Source organism: Bacteroides sp. AM23-12, assembly GCF_003434395.1.
Classification (GTDB): Bacteria; Bacteroidota; Bacteroidia; order Bacteroidales; family Bacteroidaceae; genus Bacteroides; species Bacteroides thetaiotaomicron.
Map to the genome: position 1 here is coordinate 1 of NZ_QTLF01000045.1, position 26,446 is coordinate 26,446.

The 26,446-nt window shown below is 45.3% G+C and carries 20 protein-coding genes and 2 tRNA genes; 9 read left to right on the forward strand and 13 right to left on the reverse strand.

Annotated features, from left to right (window positions below; genetic code table 11):
• Together DW640_RS21350 and DW640_RS21355 are read right to left on the reverse strand one after the other, a co-directional pair.
• On the reverse strand, positions 1-330 hold a 330-nt coding region (locus DW640_RS21350), incomplete at its 3' end, for a DnaJ domain-containing protein (protein WP_158562602.1).
• A 27-nt stretch (positions 331-357) separates the two neighbouring features.
• A complete protein-coding gene (locus DW640_RS21355; protein ID WP_008763400.1) occupies positions 358-939 on the reverse strand; it encodes a nucleotide exchange factor GrpE in 582 nt (193 codons plus the stop codon).
• A gap of 203 nt (positions 940-1,142) precedes the next feature.
• Between DW640_RS21355 and DW640_RS21360 the strand changes: the two genes are divergently transcribed.
• Positions 1,143-2,762, forward strand: coding sequence for an ABC-F family ATP-binding cassette domain-containing protein (locus tag DW640_RS21360; RefSeq protein WP_008763401.1), 1,620 nt, complete (start codon positions 1,143-1,145; stop codon positions 2,760-2,762).
• A 1,131-nt stretch (positions 2,763-3,893) separates the two neighbouring features.
• Here the strand turns inward: DW640_RS21360 and DW640_RS21370 are convergent.
• Positions 3,894-4,943, reverse strand: coding sequence for a leucine-rich repeat domain-containing protein (locus DW640_RS21370; protein ID WP_048695450.1), 1,050 nt, complete (start codon positions 4,941-4,943; stop codon positions 3,894-3,896).
• Between the two features lie 103 nt (positions 4,944-5,046).
• Here DW640_RS21370 and DW640_RS21375 point away from each other — a divergent pair, with 103 nt between their 5' ends.
• Positions 5,047-5,943 (forward strand): CPBP family intramembrane glutamic endopeptidase, encoded by an 897-nt coding sequence (locus DW640_RS21375; RefSeq protein ID WP_008765998.1) that lies wholly within the window; start codon positions 5,047-5,049, stop codon positions 5,941-5,943.
• Here the strand turns inward: DW640_RS21375 and DW640_RS21380 are convergent.
• On the reverse strand, positions 5,915-8,047 hold the full coding sequence (locus DW640_RS21380; RefSeq protein WP_048695459.1) for a Tex family protein: 2,133 nt from the start codon (positions 8,045-8,047) through the stop codon (positions 5,915-5,917). The genes DW640_RS21375 and DW640_RS21380 overlap by 29 nt on opposite strands.
• A 117-nt stretch (positions 8,048-8,164) precedes the next feature.
• Here DW640_RS21380 and DW640_RS21385 point away from each other — a divergent pair, with 117 nt between their 5' ends.
• The 3 genes from DW640_RS21385 (at position 8,165) to DW640_RS21395 (ending at position 12,828) form a co-directional block, all read left to right on the forward strand.
• Complete coding sequence (locus DW640_RS21385) at positions 8,165-10,090, forward strand: HAMP domain-containing sensor histidine kinase (protein ID WP_008763404.1); 1,926 nt, start codon at positions 8,165-8,167, stop codon at positions 10,088-10,090.
• Entirely contained in the window at positions 10,087-11,829 is a 1,743-nt protein-coding gene (locus DW640_RS21390) for a bifunctional metallophosphatase/5'-nucleotidase (RefSeq protein ID WP_048695455.1), read from the forward strand. The genes DW640_RS21385 and DW640_RS21390 overlap by 4 nt, the downstream gene beginning before the upstream one ends.
• A 96-nt stretch (positions 11,830-11,925) precedes the next feature.
• The gene (locus tag DW640_RS21395; protein WP_008763406.1) at positions 11,926-12,828 is read left to right on the forward strand and encodes an AraC family transcriptional regulator; all 903 of its coding nucleotides are present in this window, start codon (positions 11,926-11,928) and stop codon (positions 12,826-12,828) included.
• Positions 12,829-12,846: 18 nt separating this feature from the next.
• On the opposite strand, the gene DW640_RS21400 is transcribed toward DW640_RS21395, so the two are convergent.
• Positions 12,847-13,431: a Crp/Fnr family transcriptional regulator gene (locus DW640_RS21400; RefSeq protein WP_016267785.1), complete on the reverse strand. Its 585-nt coding sequence runs from the start codon at positions 13,429-13,431 to the stop codon at positions 12,847-12,849.
• A gap of 101 nt (positions 13,432-13,532) precedes the next feature.
• On the opposite strand from DW640_RS21400, the gene DW640_RS21405 reads away from it, so the two are divergent.
• Positions 13,533-14,267: a DUF3845 domain-containing protein gene (locus DW640_RS21405; RefSeq protein WP_008763407.1), complete on the forward strand. Its 735-nt coding sequence runs from the start codon at positions 13,533-13,535 to the stop codon at positions 14,265-14,267.
• A gap of 170 nt (positions 14,268-14,437) precedes the next feature.
• Here DW640_RS21405 and DW640_RS21410 read toward each other — a convergent pair whose 3' ends face one another.
• From DW640_RS21410 to DW640_RS21420, 3 genes are all read right to left on the reverse strand, one after another.
• A complete protein-coding gene (locus DW640_RS21410; RefSeq protein ID WP_008763408.1) occupies positions 14,438-14,644 on the reverse strand; it encodes a hypothetical protein in 207 nt (68 codons plus the stop codon).
• A gap of 66 nt (positions 14,645-14,710) precedes the next feature.
• Positions 14,711-14,782: transfer RNA gene (locus DW640_RS21415), tRNA-Glu, on the reverse strand.
• Positions 14,783-14,848: 66 nt separating this feature from the next.
• Positions 14,849-14,935 (reverse strand) — tRNA-Ser (locus DW640_RS21420).
• Positions 14,936-15,614: 679 nt separating this feature from the next.
• Here DW640_RS21420 and DW640_RS23840 point away from each other — a divergent pair.
• The 3 genes from DW640_RS23840 to DW640_RS21440 all read left to right on the forward strand — a co-directional run bounded on the left by DW640_RS23840 (position 15,615) and on the right by DW640_RS21440 (position 20,150).
• Positions 15,615-16,058, forward strand: coding sequence for a hypothetical protein (locus tag DW640_RS23840; protein ID WP_008763410.1), 444 nt, complete (start codon positions 15,615-15,617; stop codon positions 16,056-16,058).
• Positions 16,059-16,373: 315 nt separating this feature from the next.
• Positions 16,374-18,041, forward strand: coding sequence for a putative transporter (locus tag DW640_RS21435; protein WP_008763411.1), 1,668 nt, complete (start codon positions 16,374-16,376; stop codon positions 18,039-18,041).
• 114 nt (positions 18,042-18,155) lie between these two features.
• Positions 18,156-20,150: a fructose-1,6-bisphosphatase gene (locus DW640_RS21440; protein ID WP_117578931.1), complete on the forward strand. Its 1,995-nt coding sequence runs from the start codon at positions 18,156-18,158 to the stop codon at positions 20,148-20,150.
• Positions 20,151-20,501: 351 nt separating this feature from the next.
• Here the strand turns inward: DW640_RS21440 and DW640_RS21445 are convergent, their stop codons facing one another.
• From DW640_RS21445 to DW640_RS21465, 5 genes are all read right to left on the reverse strand, one after another.
• Complete coding sequence (locus tag DW640_RS21445) at positions 20,502-21,650, reverse strand: LA_2272 family surface repeat-containing protein (protein ID WP_055228915.1); 1,149 nt, start codon at positions 21,648-21,650, stop codon at positions 20,502-20,504.
• A 63-nt stretch (positions 21,651-21,713) separates the two neighbouring features.
• The gene (locus DW640_RS21450) at positions 21,714-23,372 is read right to left on the reverse strand and encodes an AMP-binding protein (protein ID WP_011107663.1); all 1,659 of its coding nucleotides are present in this window, start codon (positions 23,370-23,372) and stop codon (positions 21,714-21,716) included.
• A 606-nt stretch (positions 23,373-23,978) separates the two neighbouring features.
• On the reverse strand, positions 23,979-25,049 hold the full coding sequence (locus tag DW640_RS21455; protein WP_008763415.1) for a GDP-L-fucose synthase: 1,071 nt from the start codon (positions 25,047-25,049) through the stop codon (positions 23,979-23,981).
• Positions 25,050-25,152: 103 nt separating this feature from the next.
• Positions 25,153-26,223, reverse strand: a complete 1,071-nt coding sequence (gmd, locus tag DW640_RS21460; protein ID WP_008763416.1) for a GDP-mannose 4,6-dehydratase — start codon at positions 26,221-26,223, stop codon at positions 25,153-25,155.
• Positions 26,224-26,299: 76 nt separating this feature from the next.
• On the reverse strand, positions 26,300-26,446 hold a 147-nt coding region (locus DW640_RS21465; RefSeq protein ID WP_147326398.1), incomplete at its 5' end, for a cation:dicarboxylate symporter family transporter.

Genomic DNA, 26,446 nt, shown 5'->3' on the forward strand with positions numbered 1-26,446 from the left:
GCCGCGACCTCCGAAGATGTCACCGAACATGGAGAAGATATCATCCATAGACATTCCTTCGCCACCGAAACCACCGAACGGACCTCCGTTGCCCGCCGCACCGCTTACTCCCGCATGACCGAACTGGTCGTAACGCGAACGCTTGTCCGGATTGCTCAACACGTCATACGCTTCGGCAGCCTCCTTGAATTTCTCTTCCGCTTCCTTGTCACCCGGATTTTTGTCGGGGTGATATTGGATCGCTTTTTTGCGGTAGGCTTTTTTAATCTCTTCTACTGTGGCGGTTTTTGTCACCTCCAGCACTTCATAATAGTCTCTTTTTTCTGCCATGCTTCTTAACTAAACTAACTTTTGTATTTACTCCCCAACTACTACTTTCGCGTGACGAATCACCTTGTCATTCAGCGTATATCCCGTCTGTACGCAGTCCAGAATCTTACCTTTCTGCTCTTCCGACGGGGCAGGGATGACGGCAATGGCTTCGTGATAATCGGTATCCAGCGGCTGGTCTTTCGTTTCGATGACCTTCACACCATTCTGTGCCATGACAGCCATGAACTTATTATAAATCAATTCGACACCTTCCTTCACGGCTTTTACGTCTTTGGCAGTTTCCATCGTTTTGATGGCACGTTCAAAGTCGTCGATCACCGGCAGAATGCTGCTGATGCTCTTTTCGCCACCATTCAGAATCAGTTCCGCCTTCTCCTTCATGGTACGTTTGCGGTAATTGTCAAACTCGGCGGACAAGCGCAGATATTTGTCCTTTTGCTCCTCGATGACAGCCTGAGCATCTTCCAGCTCCTTTTCGAGCTGCTCCTCATGAGTCAGGGGAGCGGCCTCTTCTGCCTGATCGTTTTGCGGTTGTTCTTCCGCCGTATCCTTTGTTTCTTCCACATTCAGCTCTTCAGCCATCTTTTCTTTTTCTTTTGGATCCATATCTTATTTTTATTTTTTATTCATAATATCAATTTCCCAAGCAAAAACTTTGCCAATCTGACCGTTTTGCCAAAAAACGTGGCAAAGGTAATACATTTATGCCAGATTGACACATTCCGGATAGCTCATAATTCATTTTAAATGTCTACCTTTGCACGCTCAAATAATAATATAGTAACTGGTAAAATAGTAAATAATAGAAAATGATTACAGTTTCAAACGTTTCGGTGCAGTTTGGTAAAAGAGTCTTGTTTAATGACGTGAACCTGAAATTTACAAGTGGCAACTGCTATGGTATTATCGGCGCGAACGGTGCGGGAAAATCCACCTTCCTTCGTACAATCTACGGAGATCTGGACCCGACGACCGGTACGATTGCCCTGGGACCGGGCGAACGCCTGTCGGTGTTGAGCCAGGACCACTTTAAATGGGATGCTTATACGGTAATGGACACCGTAATGATGGGGCACACCGTGTTGTGGGACATTATGAAGCAGCGTGAAGTATTGTACGCCAAGGAAGACTTCACGGACGAAGACGGACTGAAAGTATCCGAACTGGAAGAGAAATTTGCCGAGCTGGACGGATGGAATGCGGAGAGTGACGCAGCCATGCTGTTGAGCGGTCTGGGCATCAAGGAAGACAAGCATTATACATTGATGGGTGAGCTGAGCGGTAAGGAAAAGGTGCGTGTGATGCTTGCGCAAGCATTGTACGGCAACCCCGACAACCTCCTTCTGGACGAACCTACCAATGACCTCGATATGGAAACAGTGACCTGGCTGGAAGAATATCTTTCCAACTTCGAGCACACCGTGCTGGTGGTAAGCCACGACCGTCACTTCCTCGACTCCGTATGTACGCACACCGTAGACATCGACTACGGAAAGATCAATATGTTTGCCGGAAACTACAGTTTCTGGTACGAATCTAGTCAGCTGGCGCTCCGTCAGCAGCAGAACCAGAAGGCGAAGGCTGAGGAGAAGAAGAAAGAACTGGAAGAATTTATCCGCCGTTTCAGTGCCAACGTAGCGAAGAGCAAGCAGACCACAAGCCGCAAGAAGATGCTGGAAAAACTGAATGTAGAAGAAATCAAACCTTCTTCACGCAAGTATCCGGGCATCATCTTCACTCCCGAACGCGAGCCGGGCAACCAGATCCTCGAAGTTTCCGGACTGAGCAAGAAGACGGAAGAAGGCGTAGTGCTGTTCAGTGACGTGAACTTCAACATCGAAAAGGGCGACAAAGTGGTATTCCTTTCACGCAACCCGCGTGCGATGACCGCTTTCTTCGAAATCATCAACGGAAACATGAAGCCGGATGCCGGACAGTTCAACTGGGGAGTAACCATCACAACGGCTTACCTGCCTCTGGACAATACGGACTTCTTCAACACTGACCTTAACCTGGTGGACTGGCTGAGCCAGTTCGGCGAAGGTAACGAAGTGTACATGAAGGGCTTCCTCGGACGTATGCTGTTCTCCGGCGAAGAGGTACTGAAGAAAGTCAGCGTACTTTCCGGAGGTGAAAAGATGCGTTGTATGATTGCACGTATGCAGCTCCGCAATGCGAACTGTCTGATTCTGGATACTCCGACCAATCACTTGGACCTGGAATCTATTCAGGCTTTCAACAACAACCTGAAGACATACAAAGGAAATATCCTCTTCTCTTCGCATGACCACGAATTTATTCAGACGGTTGCCAACCGCATTATCGAACTGACTCCGAACGGTATCATCGACAAGATGATGGAATATGACGAATATATCACTTCGGACCATATCAAGGAGTTGAGGGCGAAGATGTACGGTGATAAATAGCGTGTTGTATCAGCCGGATACACTGAATAATGTATAGAAGGTAGTATAAATAGTACCTTACTGTTAAATAAAGGGAAATGCTTGTTGACTGTCGTCACATTGCTTTTCCCTTTCCTTTTGTATATTGAAGTATATAAACTTGTATTGTACTGTTTGTAAAATAAAGTTTATTTAGATGTGTTGCTGAGGGAGAGATCGAAAGTTCCAAAATTCCTCCAGCAAAGTCCAGTAAAGTTCAAAAGTCCACTATAGGATTTTCAGAAAACGGAAATTGGATTAAAAACGAGGAAGAAATGAGCAGAGAAGGACTTGGCGGGCATATTTAAATTTTCCCGGACTAAACCTGCAATCTGATTCCCACCATCTTCAAAATGTGTCTCCATCATAAGAAAATAACGTGAATAGGATGAATAGTTGTTGTTATTTATTGTTACGTGTGTTGCCGGACGAACCGGAAGATGTTGAACAGTCTTCTTATTTATTCTTGACAATATCAGTCGCACGTATATCGAAGTAGCGTTCGCCATTTTACTATATTACGTTGAACATAATAAAATGGTCAACACCTGCGTGAGAAGCTTTGTCGAAGACACGAAAACGTGCAATCGTCTGACATATCTCGCATCTTTCGGAGAAGCTTAGACAGTTTTTGGGGCTAAAGATTCATGTGTTGCGGGAGAGGAATTAAACTTCTCTAGAAGCGCTGTTTATTATTTAATAAATTAAGGTGTTAATGCTTGAAATATAGTAAGTTATATCGCAGATTGTGTATTCTAAAAATCTAATATGGACTTTCTGGACTTTATTGGACTTTGAAAGGAAGGAAATTCGTGACTTTTCCTTGATTGTCATAAGAAAAAAGAGTTGTGAAAATCGGGAGAAATTATGAAATAAAAGAAAGTTGTGACAAACGAGAAGCTTTTTCTCTCTATGCCAATGACGAAGTGAAATAATTGATCGGTTTTGTCATTCTTTTCTTTCAAATACGCTATGAGCAAATCGAAATTAGCTATTAGCAAAAACAAATTAGCTAATAGCTAATCGAAATATGCTAATAGCTAATTTATTTTCGATCTATCCTCGTATCTTCTACATAGCATAAATCAATGTCCAATGTGGATTATACTTTTTTTATTTCTTATAAATCAACTTGCTCGGCACCCCGTTTCCGAAGAGTTCATCGCCCAGCGTTGTAATCTTATCACCTGTAGCAAGCACATAGCGCAGATTATCGCATCCCATGAACGCTCCGAACTCGATAGCCGTCACGCTCGCAGGCAGCTCAAGTGTTCCGGCAAGCCGTCCGCAGTTGCTGAATACCCGTTGACCGATGGTCTTGAGGTTATGTGGCAGTTTGATCTTCAGGAGATACTTCTTTTGTGCGAAAGTGAAGTCGGGGATAGTCGTCGCATTTGTTTTAGAAATATCCAGAGATACGAGATTCGGCATATAGTCGCGGATTAGTTTGAAGTCGGCGTTATCCAGTTTCCCTTCGATGGTCAGGAAGTTGATGTCCCTGGGTTGCAGACCAGCTTTCATAATCTCGTCTTCCAGTTTGCCCATTGCGCCTACCTGTATGGTGGTTTCCAGCGGTTCACCTTCTATAAATGCAAAGTGCTCCCATCTGTTCTTAAAACGGTAGGCATCACTGCTGCCCAGCGGGATGAAGATGGCGGTCACACTGTCCGCCAGAGCTTCCGGCAGCAGGTTAGGAGCTGTCTTCTTGCGTATCTGACAGATTTTCAAGTTGTCACATCCTTTGAAGGCTGCATCTTCGATATTCTTTATCTTTTCGGAAAGGATCACTTTCTCCAGCGTCTGTTTACCTTTGGTCACTCCGTTCACCACATTCGAGAAAGCGTAGGCAGGGATGAAATTGGCCATATAGATGTAGAACTTTCCGTTAGGATATGTGCCGGCTTTTCCGCTGTACATCTTGATTTCGGCATTGGAGATATCAAGCACTTTCAGGCTGGGAAACTCGTCGCGGAGATGTCTGAAGTCTTCTGCGTTCAGTTTTCCTGTCAGTGTCAGGTGGGTGATGCTGTTGGCTTCTTCTTCCGTCATCATCGAGATCAATGTGCCGGGCTTGCTGACATAATACGTTTTGCTTACTTGTGCGGTTGCTCCCAAAGTACTGGCAGCCAATAAAAAACTTATCAGTAGTTGTCTTATTTTCATAATTATGCAGATTTGTTCAGACAAATATAGGAAAAATAGGTAAGACACGATGTTTTTTTATGTTTTATATCTAATTTTGTAGCGTGATTAACAAAAAGTAAAAATGGAGACAGAAGAAATCAGAGAAAAGAAAGAACCGAAGAGACTTCCCGTATGGGCGTGCATCCTGTTGTTTGCACTGGGGCTTTTCGTCACCTTTGGATTGTATAGTACGATAGGCTTCGGAGTTTTATCTCTGATTCTTGGTGATGAGGCAAGGCACCCCGGATTGTTGGGGCATATGGTGGCGGAAGCCGGTATGCTGCTGGCTGTGCTGACTTCGGCAGTGATTCTGCTCTATTTTGAGCGCCGCCCTTTCTCTGACCTGGGACTGACACTGAAAGGTCATGCACGGGGATTGTGGTACGGACTGCTGGCAGCCATCCTTCTCTACTTGATCGGCTTCGGACTGTCTTTGGCTTTGGGTGAGGTGGAAGTAACTGGCTTTCAATTCGATCCTCTGAATCTGCTTGCTACCTTTGTGTTCTGCCTGCTGGTGGCTCTGGCCGAAGAAATCATGATGCGTGGCTATATACTCGGCCGTCTGCTGCATACCCGGATGAATAAATTCCTGTCTCTTTTTGTCTCCGCACTGCTGTTCGCATTGCTGCACCTCTTCAATCCGAACCTTGCCTTCCTGCCTATGCTGAATCTGTTACTTGCAGGTATGTTTATCGGCGCTTCCTATTTATATACGCGCAATCTTTGTTTCCCTATTTCCCTTCATCTTTTCTGGAACTGGATTCAGGGCCCGATACTGGGCTATCAGGTAAGTGGAAATGACTTTGGGACATCCCTGCTGACGCTGCATCTGCCCGAAGAGAACGTACTGAATGGCGGAGCCTTCGGGTTTGAAGGCTCGCTCATTTGTACAGTACTGATGATTATCTTTACGATTTTAATTGTTTGGTGGGGAGAAAAACGGGAGGCGATCAGTCTTGCTGTACCCCGATCATGCTAAGCTGAATCCGTTTCCGGTCGGTATCCACGTTCATCACTCTGACCATGACATGCTGGTGGATGGACACGATTTCCGTAGGATCGGAGATGTATCGTTCGGCCAGTTGGGAGAGGTGTACAAGCCCGTTCTCCTTGATGCCTATATCGACGAAAGCTCCGAAATTGGTAATATTGCCTACGATGCCCGGCAGAATCATGCCTTCGCGCAAGTCTGCGATGGTGCGCACGTTCTTGTCAAATTCAAATACCTTGATCGCTTTACGCGGGTCGCGACCCGGCTTGTCGAGTTCCTGCATGATGTCTTGCAGGGTAGGCAGGCCCACAGTCGGTGTGATGTAGTCCGATATCTTGATTTTTTGGCGGAGTTCCTTATTCGCGATCAGTTCGTCTACGCTACATTTCAAGTCCTTTGCCATTTGCTCTACGATGTGGTAGCTTTCCGGATGCACGGCTGTGTTGTCCAACGGGTTCTTTGCTCCGGGAATGCGGAGGAAGCCGGCACACTGTTCGAAGGCTTTGGCACCCATGCGGGGGACTTTCATCAGCTCCTTGCGTGAACAGAAAGCTCCGTTCTCGGCACGGAAGTTGACAATGTTTTGTGCCAGTTGCGGCCCCAGACCGGATATGTATGTCAGCAGATGACTGCTGGCGGTATTCAGATTCACGCCTACCAGGTTCACGCAGTTTTCCACTGTCTGGTCAAGGGCTTTCTTCAGTTTCGTCTGGTCTACATCGTGCTGGTATTGTCCCACACCGATAGATTTGGGGTCGATCTTTACCAGTTCCGCCAGAGGGTCCATCAGTCGGCGACCGATGGAGACTGCTCCACGTACCGTTACGTCATAATCGGGAAACTCGTCACGGGCGATCTTGGATGCCGAATAAATGGAAGCGCCCTGCTCGCTGACCACGAATACAGGAATCTGCCGGTCGAAGGTCTGATGATTGATAAAGTCTTCCGTTTCGCGGCTGGCTGTTCCGTTGCCGATGGAGATGGCTTCAATTTCATAGGCTTCTATCATCTTGCGGAGTTTGGAGGCCGCTTCACCGGTTTTATTGACCGGAGGATGCGGGTAGATATTCTCATTGTGCAGCAAGTTGCCTTGCGCATCGAGGCAGACGACTTTGCAGCCGGTACGGAATCCGGGGTCGATGGCGAGCACCCGTTTCTGTCCGAGAGGAGGAGAGAGAAGCAGCTGGCGGAGATTCTCCGTAAATACGCGGATGGCTTCGTCGTCGGCTTTTTCTTTGGACTGGGCGGCAAATTCTGTTTCGATGGAAGGTTTGAGCAGACGTTTGTAGGCGTCGGCAGTGGCTTCCTTTACCTGATGGCTGCATTCATTATTGCCATGTACGAACTGGCGGTCGAGGCGTTCCAGACAGGCTTCGTCATCCGGACTGATGGATACTTTCAGCAACCCTTCGGATTCTGCCCGGCGGATGGCGAGCAGGCGATGGGAAGTGCAGCGTTTCAGCGATTCGGAGAAGTCGAAATAATCCCGGTACTTGGCGGCCTCTTCCTCTTTTCCTTTCACTACCTTGGCGGTGATTTCCGCCTGACGGGTGAACTGGTTACGTATGGCGTTGCGGGCACGCTCGTCCTCATTCACTTGCTCCGCGATGATGTCACGGGCACCTTTCAGTGCGTCTTCCGTATCCTTTACGTCGCCTTTGACGAAGGTGGCGGCTTTGGCGGTGAGGTTAGGCTCCCTTTGCAGCATCATGATCATGGCCAGTGGTTCCAGTCCCTTCTGACGGGCCGCTTCGGCACGGGTCTTCCGTTTGGGTTTGTAGGGGAGGTAGATGTCCTCCAGTTCCGTAGGATTCCAGGTGGCGTTGATGCGCTTTTCGAGCTCCGGAGTGAGTTTGCCTTGCTCGTTGATGGTACTGAGGATGGTTTCCTTCCGTCTGGCTATGTCGCACAACTTGTCATGTTGCTCCTTGATGTTCTCTATCTGTACTTCGTTCAGTCCGCCGGTAGCTTCCTTACGGTAACGGCTGATGAAAGGGATGGTGGCACCTTCGCCCAACAAGTGGAGGGTACTGCTGATTTGTCTTTCCGGAATTCCCAGTAATCCGGAAATCATTTGATGAAATAGTTCCATAAACAATTTTTTTGTGAATGAATGAGCGACAAAAATACACATAAATCTGTTGTAGCCGACAAGTTTTAGTATATTTGCAAGCTAAAATGAGATAGTAACACTTCAAAACTTACAAGTATGATGAGATATATAGGATGCCTGTTTATCTGTTTACTATGGCTTTTCCGGGCCACAGCGTTATTTGCTGTCTCTAACGATCAGAAACCCATCCTGATTATCTGCTCCTACAATCCCGCCGCTCATCAAACTTCGGTCACTATCTCCGACTATATGGAAGAATATAGCAAATTGGGAGGGAAACGCGATATTATCATTGAAAACATGAACTGCAAAAGTTTCTCCGAAGCCCCGCTTTGGAGCGGTATGATGACGCAGATTCTTTCTAAATATCAAGGGGAGAAGCATCCGGCGCAGATTATTCTGTTGGGACAGGAAGCATGGGCGGCGTATCTGTCGCAACGGGATTCGATACAGGTGAAGGTGCCGGTGATGTGTAGTCTCGTCAGCAGTAACATCGTCATACTGCCCGAGGATACGGTTGCCGGACTGGACACATGGATGCCGGAATCGGTCGATCTCTTTACCGACCACATGAATATACCGGAATTGAAGTCGGGATTTATCAATCAGTACAATATAGAAGATAACGTCCGGATGATCAAGGTGTTTTATCCGAAGACGGAACACATCGCTTTTATTTCGGACAATACTTACGGCGGCGTCACCATGCAGGCACTGGTGCGGAAGGAAATGAAGAAGTTTCCCGAAATCGACCTGATCTTGATGGACGGCCGGCGGCATACTATCTATACGATTGTAGAAGAATTGCGTCATTTACCGGAGAATACGGTGATCATGGTAGGCACGTGGCGTGTGGATATGAACGAAGGTTATTTCATGCGGAATGCTACTTATGCCATGATGGAGGTTACTCCGACCATTCCGACTTTTACTCCCTCATCGGTGAGTCTGGGGTATTGGGCGATCGGCGGAGTGCTGCCCGATTACCGGAAACTGGGAAAGGACATGGCATTGGCATCTGTACAGATTGATCAATATCCGGCGGATGAACAGCAGCACCTTTCCGTGATTGGCAGCAAGGCCGTACTGGACAGCCGGAAGGTGAAGGAGTGGGGACTGGACCCGGATATCCTTCCTTTTGATGTGGAGATTATTAATCAGACTGTATCATTCTATCAGCAATATACTTATCAGATTTGGTCGGCGTGTGCACTGTTTCTCATCCTTGTGCTGGGTTTGTGCATCTCGCTCTTCTACTATTTCCGCACCAAACGTCTGAAGGACGATCTGCTGAAGTCGGAAAAAGACCTGCGGGTGGCTAAGGACCGTGCAGAAGAATCGAACCGTCTGAAAAGTGCTTTCCTCGCCAATATGAGCCATGAGATACGTACGCCTTTAAACTCCATTGTAGGTTTCTCGGATGTGCTCGCTGTGGGTGGCAATACGGAAGAAGAACAGCAGACCTATTATCAGATTATCAAGACAAATTCGGATTTGTTGCTTCGCCTGATCAATGATATTCTTGATCTCTCACGCCTGGAAGCGAACAGGGTCACGTTGACTTGGGAAGAGTGTGACGTGGTGCAGCTATGCAGGCAGGTGGTGGCATCTGTCAGCGTTTCACGGCAGTCCGGCAATCAGTTCCTGTTTGTCAGCGATTATGAGTCGTTTCGGATGACGACAGACATACAGCGTATGCAGCAGGTGATTATCAATCTGATGTCTAATGCGGATAAGTTCACCAGGAAAGGGCAGATAACACTGGAATTTTCGGTGAATGAAGAGACGGAGATGGCTGTATTCTCTGTGACGGATACAGGGTGCGGCATCCCGAAAGAGAAACAGAAACTGGTATTTGAGCGCTTCGAGAAGCTGAACGAATATGCCCAGGGAACAGGTTTGGGATTATCTATCTGTAAATTGATTGTGCATAAATGGAAAGGGGATATATGGATCGACTCCGAATATACGGGAGGTGCACGGTTCATGTTCTCACATCCGCTTAAAATAGAAAAAGAATGAAACGATTTGCATGTGTTTACGTATGGCTTCTTTGCCTCGTGCTCTCAATTGCGGCACAGGAAAAAGTAGTGAAGCTGAAAATTGTACAGACAAGTGATGTACATGGTAATTATTATCCTTATAATTTTATTACCCGTAAGGATTGGCAGGGCAGTCTGGCACGAATATACGCTTTTGTGGAGAAAGAACGCGAACAATATAAGGAGAATCTTATTTTACTCGACAACGGCGATATATTGCAGGGGCAACCGACTGCCTATTACTATAATTATATAGATACAGTATCACCCCACCTATGCGCGGAAATGATGAACTACATGAAATATGATGCCGGAAATATGGGTAATCATGATGTGGAGACAGGCCGAGCCGTGTTCGACCGCTGGATAAATACCTGTGACTTTCTCGTATTAGGAGCTAATATCATCGATATATCGACCGGAGAACCTCATCTTCCTCCTTATAAGGTCATGGAACGTGACGGAGTGAAAATCGTAATCCTTGGAATGATCACCCCTGCTATCCCTGCATGGCTCTCGGAGAACCTGTGGAAGGGACTGCGTTTCGACGACATGGAGGAGACTGCACGCAAATGGATGAAGATCATCCGTGAAAAAGAGAATCCGGACTTGATGATCGGCTTGTTCCATGCGGGGCAGGAGGCTTTCAAAATGTCCGGCAAGTATAATGAAAACGCTTCTCTGAGTGTGGCGAAGAATGTCCCCGGATTTGACATTGTACTGATGGGACACGATCATGCGCGCGAATGTAAGAAAGTGATGAATGTGGCAGGTGATTCAGTACTGGTCATTGATCCGGCAAGCAACGGAATTGTTCTGTCCAACATCGATGTGACCTTGAAACTGAAAGATGGGAAGGTGCGCAGCAAAGATATAAAAGGAGTATTGACCGAAACGAAAGATTATGGAATCAGCGAGGACTTTATGAAGCATTTTGCTCCTCAATATGACACTGTCCGTAACTTTGTCTCTAAAAAGATCGGTACATTCACCGAGAGTATCTCAACCTGTCCTTCTTTCTTCGGACCGTCTGCTTTTATCGACTTGATCCATACCTTGCAGCTTGATATCACCGGTGCGGAGATATCCTTTGCAGCACCGCTTTCATTTGATGCGAAAATAAATAAAGGTGATGTGTTTGTCAGCGATATGTTCAATCTGTATAAGTATGAGAATATGCTATATATGATGACTTTATCCGGAAAAGAAATCAAGGACTATCTGGAAATGTCTTATTTCATGTGGACCAACCGGATGAAGTCTCCGGACGATCATCTGCTCTGGTTTAAGGAGAAACGTCGCGAAGGTGCGGAGGACAGAGCTTCTTTCCAAAATTTCAGCTTCAATTTTGATTCAGCATCGGGAATTATTTATACCGTAGACGTCACCAAGCCGCAAGGGGAGAAGATTACGATTATCAGCATGGCAGACGGCAGTCCTTTCCTCATGGATAAGATTTATAAGGTGGCTTTGAACTCTTACCGGGGGAATGGCGGTGGAGAACTGCTGACGAAAGGATCAGGCATCCCGCAGGAGAAATTGAAAGAGCGTATCATCTTCTCTACGGATAAGGATCTTCGTTTCTATCTGATGAATTATATAGAAAAGAAAGGTACTATGGCCCCGAAGGCATTGAACCAATGGAAATTCGTTCCTGAAAAGTGGACTGTTCCGGCTGCTGAACGTGATTATAAGTTTTTATTCGGAGATAGTCAATAAGTAGGCAAAAGTGTTCTTTTTGACAGATAATCTCTCGCCTTAGGTTGAACATCTCATTATTACTGGTATCTTTGTCGCAACCAAAAGAGAGAGTGTATGGATATGCAAGTTGTTCCTAAGATAGGTATTTCTTCGGTAGTTCATTCTAAACATATAGATCCGGGTAGTATTGATGTGGTCGGCAATGATATAGCGCTCTTCGACACGGAGAGCGTTATTTCCCTTTATAATGGCCCCAGTAAACTGGAAGTGGTGAGCATCGGACTTTGTCTGGAAGGCTCTACTCGTTTTAATATCAGTCTGCGTGAGTTTGAACTGATTCCGGGCAGAATGGTTATTGCGTTGCCCAATCAGATAATCGAACATCGTCAGTTCAGTTCCAATTTCAGAGGGATTTTCTTTGCTGTATCAAAAAGTCTGTTGGAATCATTGCCCAAAGTTGGTAATGTGCTTTCATTCTTTTTCTTTCTGAAAGATTACCCTTGTTTTGATCTCAATCTGCACGAGCAGGAGATGATTAAGGAGTATCATGCTTTCATCAGAAAGAGATTGAAAAATAAAGACGATAGGTACCGTAGGGAGGTAGTAATGGGATTGATGCAGGGCTTCTTCTTTGAGCTTTGCAATATTTTCAACAGTTATGCTCCGGATGCTTCTGCCGTTGTCAAAAGTAAAAGTCGTAAAGAATATATATTTGAGCGCTTCTATGAATCTTTGGTTCAGTCTTATCAGTCGGAACGCAGCGTGAAGTTTTATGCGGATCAGTTGTGTCTGACGCCGAAACATCTGTCCGGAGTTGTCAAGGAAGTCAGCGGGAAGACGGTAGGGGAGTGGATTGACGAATTAGTGATCTTGGAAGCGAAGGCACTCTTGAATTCTTCGAGCATGAACATACAGGAGATAGCCGACCGTTTAAACTTTGCCAACCAGTCGTTCTTCGGTAAGTACTTTAAGCATTATACCGGTATGTCTCCCAAAGAATACCGGAAAAGCAGATAGCTCCCCAAAATTACAAAACTACAGAACACCTGAACGTACTCGGCTCAATGTTTCCGGTGTCATCAGCAGGTATGAAGCGATGTGTGCCAAAGGTGCCCGTTTGATGATTTCCGGATGAGTTTCGAGCAATAGATTATAACGCTCGCGGGCGGATTCGAAACGCCAGGAATCGGCTTTGGTTTGCGATACAATCAGAGAATATTCCAGTATCTTCCGATAGAACATATTGATTTCCCAGTTTTGCTTTGTCAGCTGCATCATTTTGTCATAAGGGAACAGATAGATGACAGCAGGCTCCAGTGTCTCTATGATCAATCGGGTAGGGACTTGTTTCAGCAGGCTTTCGATACACATCAGGATACAGCCTTCGTATGAGAAGTGTTCGGTAACGTCTTTCCCGTTTTTATAATAATATTGCCGGAGCATCCCTTTCCCGACAAAAACTAATTCATGGGCTACTTCTCCTTCATTAAGTGCGATCACTCCTTTAGGATATTCCTCACGTATCAGGATGCTTTCTATCTGTCGGCGTCCCTCTATACTCATTTCGGGAAAGCGGGAATTTACGACGGCATTTACAGTTTCTCTTAGTAGTGTATCCATGTCATTATAGTCTTGTTATGTGCAAAAGTACTAAAAACGGTTGATATAAATCAAGTTGATTCAAAAAAGATGTATCTTTGTCTCCAAAATAAGGATGTAATATGATAATGAATAAGATAATAGGAATAGCAGCTTTACTGCTTTGTCTGACAGGTTGTGTCAGAGATAATGATGCAATATATTACCCTGTAGGCGATGTGGATATTGAAAGAGGAGGTCCGGCGTTGGAAGTCGGAGAGGGGGATGTATTGGTAGCGCGGAGTTTTAATGAAGAAGATTATGTGCTGGATACGATAGCTCAATATCCGAATGACCCGACTTTGGGTAAACTGACATTTATGATTGACTTGAAAAATCAACAGAAAGATCTGAATGTGGCGGATTTCAACGGCGTGGGTAAATCAAAACTGACCATGAGCCTTGGCTATAAGGATGGTAATTATCCATCAGAGAGTCAGGTCCCCATTTATACTTCTCAGGACGTCACGGCTAAATATGCAGTCAAACTTCGTCTGAAAGGAGAATTGCTTGTATCCGGTGATGAATGGATGATCGATTATGTGTATGCGCAGCTGGCCAGCTTGTTTCAGCCTTATCCGCCTGCGAATTTCCCCGAAGTCTTTATGTGTAAGGGAGGTATGAAGCTGGGAACTTTCGATTCATTCCGAAGAACATGTACATTCGATATCACTTATGATCGTTCCGACCTCTCTTTTAGTCAATTATACTTCAATTTATTTATCAACCTGGCCGGTCAGAAGCGGGAAAACAGAGTCCGACTGCGGATTGATAAAGAGTCTTACTTTGAATTGTACGAGCAGAGTGAAGAAATGTAAGTAAGCAGCGTTTTTCTTCATTTGTTGGCGGGTATCCATGTGAAACACAATCGTTTTACATGGATATAACATTCTTTTACAGAAAAAACTTTGAATGCTCAAATAATTATTAAATCTTTTAACATCTTAATACAATATCAATAAGCATATCCTTCTTTTTTTAATTATGCTTATTTTACCTCTTCTACTTTATATTCATCCTTCACTTTCCTGCATTTAAAGACGCAGTAATCCGGATTATTTAAAGCGTTATCAAGGCTTTGTGGCAAAACGATCTCTTTCGTCTGTTTGTTGATTGCTATCAATGCGTAATAAATACCTTCTTCTTTGCATTGTTCAATCAATACCTTTTTCAATTCTTTTACGTTATATTCCATTTCTTGAGATATGAACATAATAAAAAAAGCCTCTTACTTCAATGTAAGAGGCTAACTAAAATAGAGTAGTGGGTACGAGAATCGAACTCGTATTACATGCGTGAGAGGCATGTGTCCTAACCGTTAGACGAACCCACCGGCTTTTGATAGATTTAAAAAGAGCCAAGTCTATAAAACTTAGCTCTTTTTATTTAGAGAATCTTGCGGAAGCTGGGGGATTCGAACCCCCGGTACGGTTACCCGTACGTCAGTTTAGCAAACTGGTGGTTTCAGCCACTCACCCAAACTTCCTTGAACCCGCATTCTCTCTCAAATGCGGTGCAAATATAGGGGGAACTTTTGGACTACGCAAATCTTTTAGCAAGATTTTTTTTACTTGTTTTTTGATGAAAGAGATAACTTGCTATGTTTCAAATGTTAAACGGATTATTTTTTTTGAGAATATTTTTTCTCACTATTCATGGGAGAAAACGATTACCTTATTAATTATTATAGAAGCCTGTGGTGTCATCAGATTTTTCACATCAGTATTTGCCATTTTACGTTTGTCTTCATGGCTTCTTGAGAAGTTTATTAAAAAAAAGAGCATAAAAAAAGGCTATCTATCCCAGACAGCCAATCTTTTTGTTAACCTTAAATCTAATACTATGAAAAACACATTGCAAATATACGGAGTTTTGTGATATCTGCAAATAAATCGGGCTAAATGGCTTGATTTATAACATTGATTAAATAATTGAATGTTTGATTCAATGTTTATTAAGGTTCTGGAGGGCGGAAGCGTGTCTTCTTAGCTATTTAGGAATCTGTAAGGTATCCAGTACGTTGGGGGAATTTACCTCTTCCATTAGGTGAATTCCCCTAAACAAGTAGGAATTTTCAATTTCATAAGGAGAATTCATTCCTTACTTTTGTAATATCGAAAGATAAATGATAGGATTAATAAAGGAACCATTAAAAATAAAGGAATATGAAAACGAACGCATTTAGATACTTAGGACTGGCTTTAATGGCTGTGTTAACGTTGAGTCTGACTTCTTGTGAAGTAGAAATCGATAGTTTTTATGATGATGATAATATCGGTGGTGGTTACTATAATCGTTCTTCTGATTTATGTAGCCGTACATGGGTGAGTTTTTATCGGGATGTGGACGGTAACCGTTGCCGTCAGGAACTCGACTTTTATTTGGACCGGACAGGCGTTGATTTTATTCGGGTGGAATATCCTAATGGACATGTGGAGACATTCGAATATTATTTCCGTTGGAACTGGGAGAATTATGCACAGACTTCCATTCGCATGGATTACGGTCGCAATGATGTATCTTACCTGGATGATGTATACATCGGAGGAAATCGATTGAGCGGTTATCTGGATGGTCGGAATAATTTCGTAGAATATACAGGTAGGTGAGATAACAGCCGGCAGATGGAAAGTGCCGGCAAATGAAAAGAAAATGATGATTACACAAAAGATGACAGGTAGAGAGATTTCGGATAACGACAGGTAGAAAGATACCACATGGAATAGGTTGAAAAGGTAAAAAGCGATAGGTGGAGGTGACAGGTAAAAAGATTGCGGATAACAGACAGATAATTTAAAGGATAACATATAAGATTTCAGGATATTAAGAATTTAGAGAAGAGATAGGGCGCGAAATGAAAGCTTAAAAGTTTTGAATGGGACTAAATAGTTTTTATCTTTGCGCCCTATTAGTATGTTTAATTCATGGAGTGGTTATATAATCTGTTTCTCGAACATTCTGCCTTACAGGCAGTTGTGGTGCTTTCACTGATTTCTGCGATTGGGCTGGGGCTGGGAAGAGTGCATTTCTGGGGAGTATCTCTGGGAGTCACTTTTGTTTTTTTTGCAGGTATCCTTGCCGGGCACTTCGGGCTTTCGGTTGATCCACAGATGCTGAATTATGCAGAAAGTTTCGGACTGGTTATTTTCGTATATTCACTGGGACTTCAGGTAGGGCCCGGTTTCTTCAGTTCTTTCCGGAAAGGAGGGGTGACGCTGAATATGTTGGCGTTGGCCGTAGTTCTGTTGGGTACTTTGCTGACTGTTGTTGCCAGTTATGCGACAGGTGTGTCGCTTCCTGATATGGTGGGTATCCTTTGCGGAGCCACGACTAATACTCCTGCCTTGGGAGCTGCGCAGCAGACACTTAAACAGATGGGCATAGAGAGCAGTACTCCGGCTTTGGGGTGTGCGGTAGCCTATCCGATGGGAGTGATCGGTGTAATTCTTGCCGTACTGCTGATTCGTAAATTCTTGGTTCATAAAGAAGACTTGGAGATTAAAGAAAAGGATGATGCCAACAAAACCTTTATCGCAGCGTTTCAAGTACATAACCCCGCTATTTTTAATAAAAGTATCAAGGATATAGCTCAGATGAGTTATCCGAAATTTGTGATTTCCCGTTTGTGGCGTGACGGTCATGTCAGTATTCCTACCTCCGACAAGGTGTTGAAGGAAGGCGACCGCCTGTTGGTGATCACAGCGGAAAAGAATGTCCTGGCTCTGACAGTACTTTTCGGCGAACAGGAAGAAAATACGGACTGGAACAAGGAAGATATAGACTGGAATGCAATTGACAGCGAATTGATCTCGCAGCGTATCGTCGTAACCCGCCCCGAACTGAATGGAAAGAAACTTGGCTCATTGAGACTAAGAAACCATTATGGAATCAATATCAGCCGTGTGTACCGTTCGGGTGTGCAACTACTTGCCACTCCGGAACTGATTCTCCAGCTGGGCGACCGCCTGACAGTAGTAGGTGAAGCAGCAGCCATTCAGAATGTAGAAAAAGTATTGGGAAATGCAGTGAAAAGTCTGAAAGAACCTAATCTTGTTGTCATATTTATAGGCATCGTATTGGGATTGGCATTGGGAGCGATCCCGTTCTCCATACCGGGAATCAGTACCCCCGTGAAGCTGGGGCTGGCAGGCGGACCGATTATCGTGGGTATCCTGCTGGGAACTTTCGGCCCACGGATACACATGATCACTTACACTACCCGCAGCGCCAATCTGATGCTGCGCGCGTTGGGGCTTTCCATGTATCTAGCCTGTCTTGGTCTGGATGCCGGTGCCCATTTCTTCGATACTGTCTTCCGGCCGGAAGGATTGCTTTGGATAGCTTTGGGAGCCGGGCTGACAATTATCCCGACGGTCCTGGTCGGCTTTGTCGCTTTCAAGATTATGAAGATAGACTTCGGCAGTGTATCCGGTATGTTGTGCGGCAGTATGGCGAATCCGATGGCGCTGAATTATGCCAACGATACGATACCGGGTGACAATCCTTCTGTCGCTTATGCTACAGTATATCCGTTGTGTATGTTTCTGCGTGTGATCATTGCGCAGGTGCTGTTGATGTTTTTATTGGGCTGACGATGAACATTAAAGGCTGGAATTTGTAATAAGTAGATGATAAATCGTTATATTTATAGCGATAAACGATAAGTCGATAAATAGCATATTGTAAATAGTAAAATAGTACATATAATGACTGCTCAAAGTAATATAACTCCTGAAAGCATAGTTGGCGATCTCCGCTACTTGCAGTTGCTTTCCCGGAGTTTTCCTACTATTGCTGATGCAAGTACGGAAATTATTAATCTGGAGGCTATCCTGAATCTGCCTAAAGGAACGGAGCATTTCTTGACAGACATACACGGTGAATACGAAGCCTTCCAACATGTGTTAAAGAATGCTTCGGGTGCGGTAAAACGCAAAGTGAACGAGATTTTCGGCAATACCCTGCGCGAAGCGGAGAAGAAAGAACTCTGCACGTTGATCTATTATCCGGAAGAGAAAATTCAGCTGGTAAAAGCCCGCGAGAAGGATCTGGACGATTGGTATCTGATCACCCTGAACCAGTTGGTGAAGGTTTGTCAGAATGTATCTTCCAAATATACCCGTTCCAAAGTTCGAAAATCCTTGCCCGCAGAGTTCTCTTACATCATTCAGGAATTACTGCACGAAACGTCTGTCGAGCCGAATAAGCACGCATATATCAATGTCATCATCAGCACCATAATCTCTACCAAGCGGGCGGATGACTTTATTATAGCCATGTGTAATCTGATTCAGCGTCTGACTATTGACTCTCTTCATATTGTGGGTGATATATACGACCGTGGTCCTGGAGCGCACATCATCATGGATACTTTGTGCAATTACCACAACTTCGACATTCAATGGGGCAACCACGATATCCTGTGGATGGGAGCCGCTTCCGGCAATGACAGTTGTATAGCCAACGTGATCCGTATGTCCATGCGCTACGGCAATCTGGGTACTCTTGAAGACGGTTATGGAATCAATCTGCTTCCTTTGGCAACTTTCGCCATGGATACTTATGCCGATGATCCGTGTACCATCTTTATGCCGAAGATGAATTTTGCCGACACCAATTACAATGAGAAGACTTTGCGTCTGATCACCCAGATGCACAAGGCGATTACGATCATCCAGTTTAAGCTGGAAGCTGAAATAATAGACCGTCGTCCGGAATTCGGGATGAGTAACCGCAAGCTGTTGGAGAAGATCGATTTTGATCGTGGAGTTTTTGTGTATGAAGGCAAAGAATATGCCCTGCGTGACACAAACTTTCCGACCGTAGACCCTGCCGATCCTTATCGACTGACCGACGAAGAACGGGAACTTGTGGAAAAGATTCACTATTCGTTTATGAATAGCGAGAAGTTGAAGAAGCACATGCGTTGCCTGTTTACGTATGGCGGAATGTATCTGGTTTCCAATTCCAATCTTCTTTATCATGCTTCGGTACCTTTGAATGAGGATGGCAGTTTCAAGCATGTCAAGATACGTGGCAAGGAGTATTGGGGACGCAAGTTGCTCGATAAGGCCGATCAGCTGATTCGTACTGCATACTTTGATGAAGAAGGAGAGGATGATAAAGAATTTGCGATGGACTATATCTGGTATATGTGGTGTGGTCCGGAAGCTCCTCTGTTTGATAAGGATAAGATGGCGACTTTCGAACGCTATTTTCTGGAAGACAAGGAGATACAAAAGGAAAAGAAGGGATATTACTACACGCTTCGCAATCGTGAAGATATCTGCGATCAGATATTAGATGAGTTCGGGGCATTGGGACCTCATTCTCATATCATCAATGGTCATGTGCCTGTAAAGACTATTCAAGGAGAACAGCCGATGAAGGCAAATGGCAAATTGTTCGTTATTGACGGAGGATTTTCCAAAGCCTATCAGCCGGAGACGGGAATTGCGGGCTATACGCTTGTTTACCATTCTCACGGGATGCAGTTGGTGCAGCACGAGCCGTTCCAGTCCAGGCAGAAAGCCATTGAAGAAGGGTTGGATATCAAGTCAACCAACTTTGTACTGGAGTTCAATTCGCAACGGATGATGGTGAAAGACACCGATAAAGGGAAGGAACTTGTGACGCAGATTCAGGATTTGAAGAAGTTGCTTGTGGCTTATCGCATCGGGTTGATTAAAGAGAAAGTATAAATAAGTAATAGGTAATAAGTATTAAGTATTAGGTAATAAGTATTAGGTAATAAGTATTAGGTATTAACCGTAGCTGCCATTTAGAGACGCATCTGTCTGTCATTCAGACGACTGTAAGGAGGAAGAATCTCTTCTTTGTGACTACAAAAGAGGAGATCCTTCGACAAGCTCAGGATGACAGATACTTATGCTCGTCATTATCGAATTGTTTCACTTTGATAAAGTGAAGAAAACTTTGAATGACAGATAGATATACCTCTAAATGATAGCTACGGTTAATACCTAATACTTATTACCTAATACTTATTACCTAATACTTAATACTTATTACCTATTACTTATTAATCAGCCTTAGAAGAGGACAATACCTGCTTCTATGATCGCTCCTTTATCGAAATTACCGGATTTGTTGTAATACCGTGTCAGTCCGTAACCACCGGTGGCAAAGATGCCGAATTTCTTGCTGATCTGATATTCCAGATTCGCTCGTGCCTGCAATCCATAAAGCCGTCGGGGAATCACTTCATCCTTGTTGGAGCACGTTTCTATATGCTGGAATCCGAGGTCACCGCTAATGGACAAACCTTTGTAAACAGGTACCGCCAATCCGGCACGGTAAGACGTGCTGATAGAAAATTTATCGTTCAGATTCTGATCGAATGCACCCACTCCCAAGATCGTATAAAACAGTTGGTTCTTGAAACGCACTCCTATGTTGGCGGGCGTGACGTTACCGCCATATACCATCATTTGTATTCTTGTATCGGGATTCGCGTTCACGAGGCCGAGTTGTAATCCTTTCATATCTTCCCTGTAGTAATTGACCAGACCGATCTGAAAGCCATGAGCCTTCGTCGCATAGTTGCATAACCCGATCTGTGCGCCATTCAGGTCTTTTGCGGTGATATTGGCGATACCGGCAATCTGCAGACCGTTCATGTTTTCGCCTACCACATTCAAGAGTCCGGAAGTCATCATACCGTTGAAACTCTGTCCCGTGATATTTGACACGCCGGAAAACTGAAATCCCGAAGCCATGTTTCCCGTCACATTCATCAGACCGCTTATCATTACTCCCGAGTTGTTGTCTCCACCGATGCCGGTAAGTCCCGAAATAATGACCCCCTTTGAGCCGTCGCCTGTGATATTCACTAGTCCGGCGGCGGAAAGCCCTACGGTGTTGTTTCCGCTGATATTGCTGACACCCGCTATCTGAACACCCCGCATCGTACCACCGGCAAGATTGGCTAATCCTGTGATCTGTACTCCGTTCATATCTCCATGAATGACGCTTCCCAGCGCGTTGATGCCAACGCCGTTGAGACGGTTCAGCGTAGACAGCAGACCGAGGTTTACATAAGTCGTCTGAGTGCTGTCATACGGCTGTGTGCAGATGTCTTTCCATAAGGAAAGGTTGATGCCCGCACTCTTGTTCTGTGCCGGCAAACAAACGGCAGCCATCAGAACAGCTGCCGTGAATATTGTCTTTATTATCTTCATCTTTATTATAACTCTTTTTTTCAGTTTAGGTTCACAGAGTATTCCCTTAATCCTTCACTTCCTTTATCCTTTCGCTTCCTGATACAGATAGCGTTTGATGCTCTTCTTCGGGGTCTTTTCAAATTCTTCGGGATATATCTTCATTTTTAGTATTTGGCTGTATGCCGGTAACATGGCGTTCAGTGCTACGCGGTTTTCTTCCATTACCCGTTCGATGTCCTCATTCTTCAGACCATGGGCGAATGCTTCGTCAAAGTCCGGATAAACCAGTCCGACGAGTTTCTCGTTCTGCTGTACGATGATGCTTTCCGATACGTATGGCAGATTGTTCAGTTTATCTTCGATTTCTTCGGGGTAGATGTTCTGTCCGCTGGCGCTGAGCAACAGGTTCTTGCTGCGTCCCTTGATGGTGATATTGCCTTCGGCGTCCATCAAGGCGAGGTCGCCTGTGTGCAGCCAGCCGTCTTTGTCGATCACTGCTTCTGTCGCTTCGCTGTTCTTGTAATATCCCAGCATTACGTTAGGCCCTTTGCAGACGATTTCGCCAACGATATTTTCCGGATCGGAAGACAGCACCCGTACGTCCATACGCGGCGCGGCTTTTCCGCACGAACCCGGCTTGAATCTTGTCCAGTCTTCGTAGCAGATGATCGGACCGCATTCTGTCATGCCGTAGCCTACTGTATAAGGGAAGTCTATCATTTTAAGGAATTGTTCTACTTCCTGATTGAAGGCTGCTCCACCTACGATGATTTCTCTGAAATTTCCACCGAACGCTTTGATCATTTCTTCGCGTATGGTTGCTTTTATCTTGTCGTTGATGATGGGTACTTTGAGTAAGATTTTCATGGTCGGCGTTTCCAGTTTCGGTAGTACGCTCTTCTTGATAATCTTTTCGATGATGAGCGGAACGGCGACGATGAGATTCGGTTTTACTTCTTCGAATGCCTGGAAGATAATCTTCGGACTCGGCATACGGGTGAGGAAGTAGATATGGCAGCCGACGGAGAACTCATAGAGGAACTCGAAGGCCAGTCCGTACATATGTGCCATAGGAAGCATGGAGACGATCTTGTCTCCGGCTTTCAGTTCGAGCACTTCATACGCGAACTTGGTGTTCGACCAGAGGCTACGGTAGGGGAGCATGACTCCTTTTGAGTAGCTCGTTGTGCCGGACGTGTAGTTGATTACTGCCAGTTCTTCGGGTTCATCCTTATGGTATTCGATGTGTTCTTTGCGGAAGTTCTTCGGGTATTTCTTGCCGAACATTTCGTTCAGATGTTCACGTGCGTGCGTCAGTCGTTCGCTGCGTGATACCAGTAAGGTGAAGTCGTTCATCATCAGAATACCTTCCAGCAGGGGCATTGCCGATTCGTTGAGGTTTTCCCACACCATGTCTCCTACAAATAGTAATTTGGCTTCGGAGTGGTTGACGATGTTGTGCACATTGTCCGCCTTGAACTCGTGAAGGATGGGGACGATGACTGCTCCATACGTCAGTGTGGCGAGGAAAGTGACTCCCCAATGGGAACTGTTTCGGCCGCAAACGGCGATTTTGTCTCCCTTGCGGATTCCGCTTTCTTCAAAGATGATATGGAGTTTTTCGATTTTTCGAGCAACGTCTTTATACTGAAGGGTGGCTCCCTTATAATCTGTCAGGGCGTCTAAGTCCCAATTGTTCTTGATACTATTTTCAATGTAAGCTATAAAACTCTTTTCCATTGTTTTTGCACATTTGGTATTAAATTGTGCAAATATAGTAATTAAATTAAGAATGAAGAATTAAGAATGAAGAATTTTTGGAAATGGGGAGTCTTGGGGTAATAAGGGACTAAGATGTGGAAGTATGGGAAAAGTGTTGGGAAGTATAGGGGAAGGAGTTGTGCCACGCCTTTGGCACAAGTGTTTCCGGCCTGTGGCACGATTGTTCCTTACAGATGACATTACTGTTCTCTCTATAAGAAAAGGAAGTTATCAATGCTTGTTAGGGTCGATAAGAATGCATGGTAATGTCATTAACAATGCTTGTTAAGACAGTCCACAATGCATGTCGCAGTCATTAACATGGATTAATCCGAAAAACCGGTTGTTTTCAGTCTGTTCCTAATGAGCTGAATTAGAAGTCGGTAGTGTCTTACTTCTCCTCCTTCGGGAAGGAGGAGTACCCGTAGGGGGAGGTGGTAGGTAAGCATATAACTTAATTTATTATTATTAGTTTATGTGTTCACCTACCACCTCGGTCTTCGACCACTCCTCCTTCCCGAAGGAGGAGAATGTAGATACTACCGACTTTTTAGTCAGCCCCAATGCGGATAGTTCTTTTTGAATTTATTTCAAGTACCATTCGTACATTCTCCGTACTCCTTCCTCTATTTCTATTTTGTGATGCCATCCCAAAGAGTGTAGTTTGGACGGATCGGTCAGTTTGCGCATAGTGCCGTCCGGTTTGCTGCTGTCGAAGGTTAGTTTGCCTTGATAGCCTACCGTTTCTACAATTCGTTCGGCGAGTTGGCGGATGGTGATTTCCTTTCCCGTTCCGATGTTGATATGGCAGTTGCGGATATCCTTGTCACCTTCTTTGTAGGTATCTTTGAAGTCCACGTGTTCCATTACGAATACACTGGCGTCGGCCATTTCTTCGCTCCAGAGAAACTCGCGCAGGGGAGTTCCCGTGCCCCACAGAGTCACTTCCGTTTCGCTGATACCGTATTTGCGGAGGATATTCAGAATGTCCGCCTTGGGGCTGTCGCCATTGACGCCTTCTACAGGACGTTGGTTCATATCCTTGCGGACAGCTTCCCAGTCTCCTTCCTTCAGACAGTGCGCAAGATGAATCTTACGGATCATGGCAGGCAGGACATGGCTGCGTTCCAAGTCAAAATTATCATTCGGACCGTATAAGTTGGTCGGCATCACGGCGATGTAATTCGTGCCGTATTGCAGGTTGAAGCTCTCGCACATTTTCAGTCCGGCGATCTTGGCGATGGCGTATGGCTCATTTGTGTATTCCAGTGGTGAAGTCAGCAGGACTTCTTCTTTCATCGGCTGTTCGGCGTCACGCGGATAGATGCAGGTGCTGCCCAGAAACAGCAGTTTCCGGACGTTATGACGGAAACTTTCACCGATGACGTTCTGCTGTATTTGCAGGTTCTTATAAATGAAGTCGGCACGATAAATACTGTTTGCCATGATGCCGCCTACGAATGCAGCAGCCAGAAACACATACTCCGGTTGCTCTTCGTCGAAAAAACGGCGGACAGCTACACCGTCGAGCAAATCCAGTTCTTGATGCGTACGCCCGATCAGATTGGTATATCCCTTATCCTGTAAATTCTTCCAGATAGCAGAACCCACCAAACCGTGATGCCCTGCTACATAGATTTTTGCATTCTTTTCCATGATTAAGTATCATATATGAACACGGATTACTCCGGTTATGCGCATCTCATGTAAAAAATGAAGATCGTTGAATCGGCGTAATCCGTGTTCGGTTTGAGGTCTGTTAGTGCTTGGTAGCGATCATTCTTCTTACTTTTTCCATGTCATGGCGCACCATGATGCTTACCAGTTCTCCGAACGATGTCTTCCTTGGGTTCCATCCCAGCAATGTCCGGGCTTTGGTAGGGTCTCCTAACAGTTGTTCCACTTCTGCCGGACGGAAATATTTGGGATCAACCTCTACCAATACTTTTCCGGTAGCCACGTCGATACCCTTTTCGTCCACGCCTTCGCCTTCCCAACGAAGTTCGATGCCTGCCTCCTTGAATGCCAGTGTGGCAAATTCGCGTACGGTGTGCATCTCTCCGGTGGCGATTACGAAATCTTCCGGAACGTCATGCTGAAGAATCAGCCACATACATTCCACGTAATCTTTCGCATACCCCCAGTCACGGCGGGCATCCAGATTACCTAAATACAGCTTGTCCTGCTCGCCTTGTGCGATACGTGCGGCAGCGAGAGAAATCTTGCGGGTAACGAATGTTTCGCCACGACGTTCGCTTTCGTGATTGAACAAGATGCCGTTAACGGCAAACATGCCATAGCTTTCGCGGTAGTTCTTGGTGATCCAGAAGCCGTATTGCTTTGCCACTCCGTAGGGAGAACGGGGATAGAACGGAGTTGTCTCCTTCTGCGGAACTTCCTGCACCTTACCGAAGAGCTCGGAGGTGGAAGCCTGATATATCCTTGTTTTCTTTTCCAGTCCCAGGATGCGTACGGCTTCGAGCATACGCAGTGTGCCGATAGCATCCGCTTCGGCAGTATATTCGGGCACGTCGAACGATACCTTCACATGACTCTGTGCTGCCAGATTGTAGATTTCATCCGGTTGCACCTGCTGTATGATGCGGATCAGTGAGCTGGAGTCCGTCATATCGCCGTAGTGCAGGTTGATGGTACGTTTTTGTTTCATGTCGCGTACCCATTCGTCAAAGTACAAATGCTCGATACGTCCGGTATTGAATGAGGAAGAACGACGGAGGATACCGTGTACTTCGTAACCTTTTTGCAAGAGAAATTCGGCAAGATAAGAACCATCCTGTCCGGTGATGCCTGATATAAGGGCTGTTTTCATATTCCTTTATTTTTTATTTGAAAATACGGGGGACAAATTTCGTTATTTTATGCTGTATATGCAAACCAAGTCTGTTTTATTTTCCCGTTCCTTTTCCCATTACTTTGTCTATGATCAACGCGATGGCTCCGTCGCCCGTCACGTTGCAGGCAGTCCCGAAACTGTCCATGGCGATGTAGAGTGCGATCATCAGCGCCTGTGCCGACTCGTCGAAGCCGAGCAT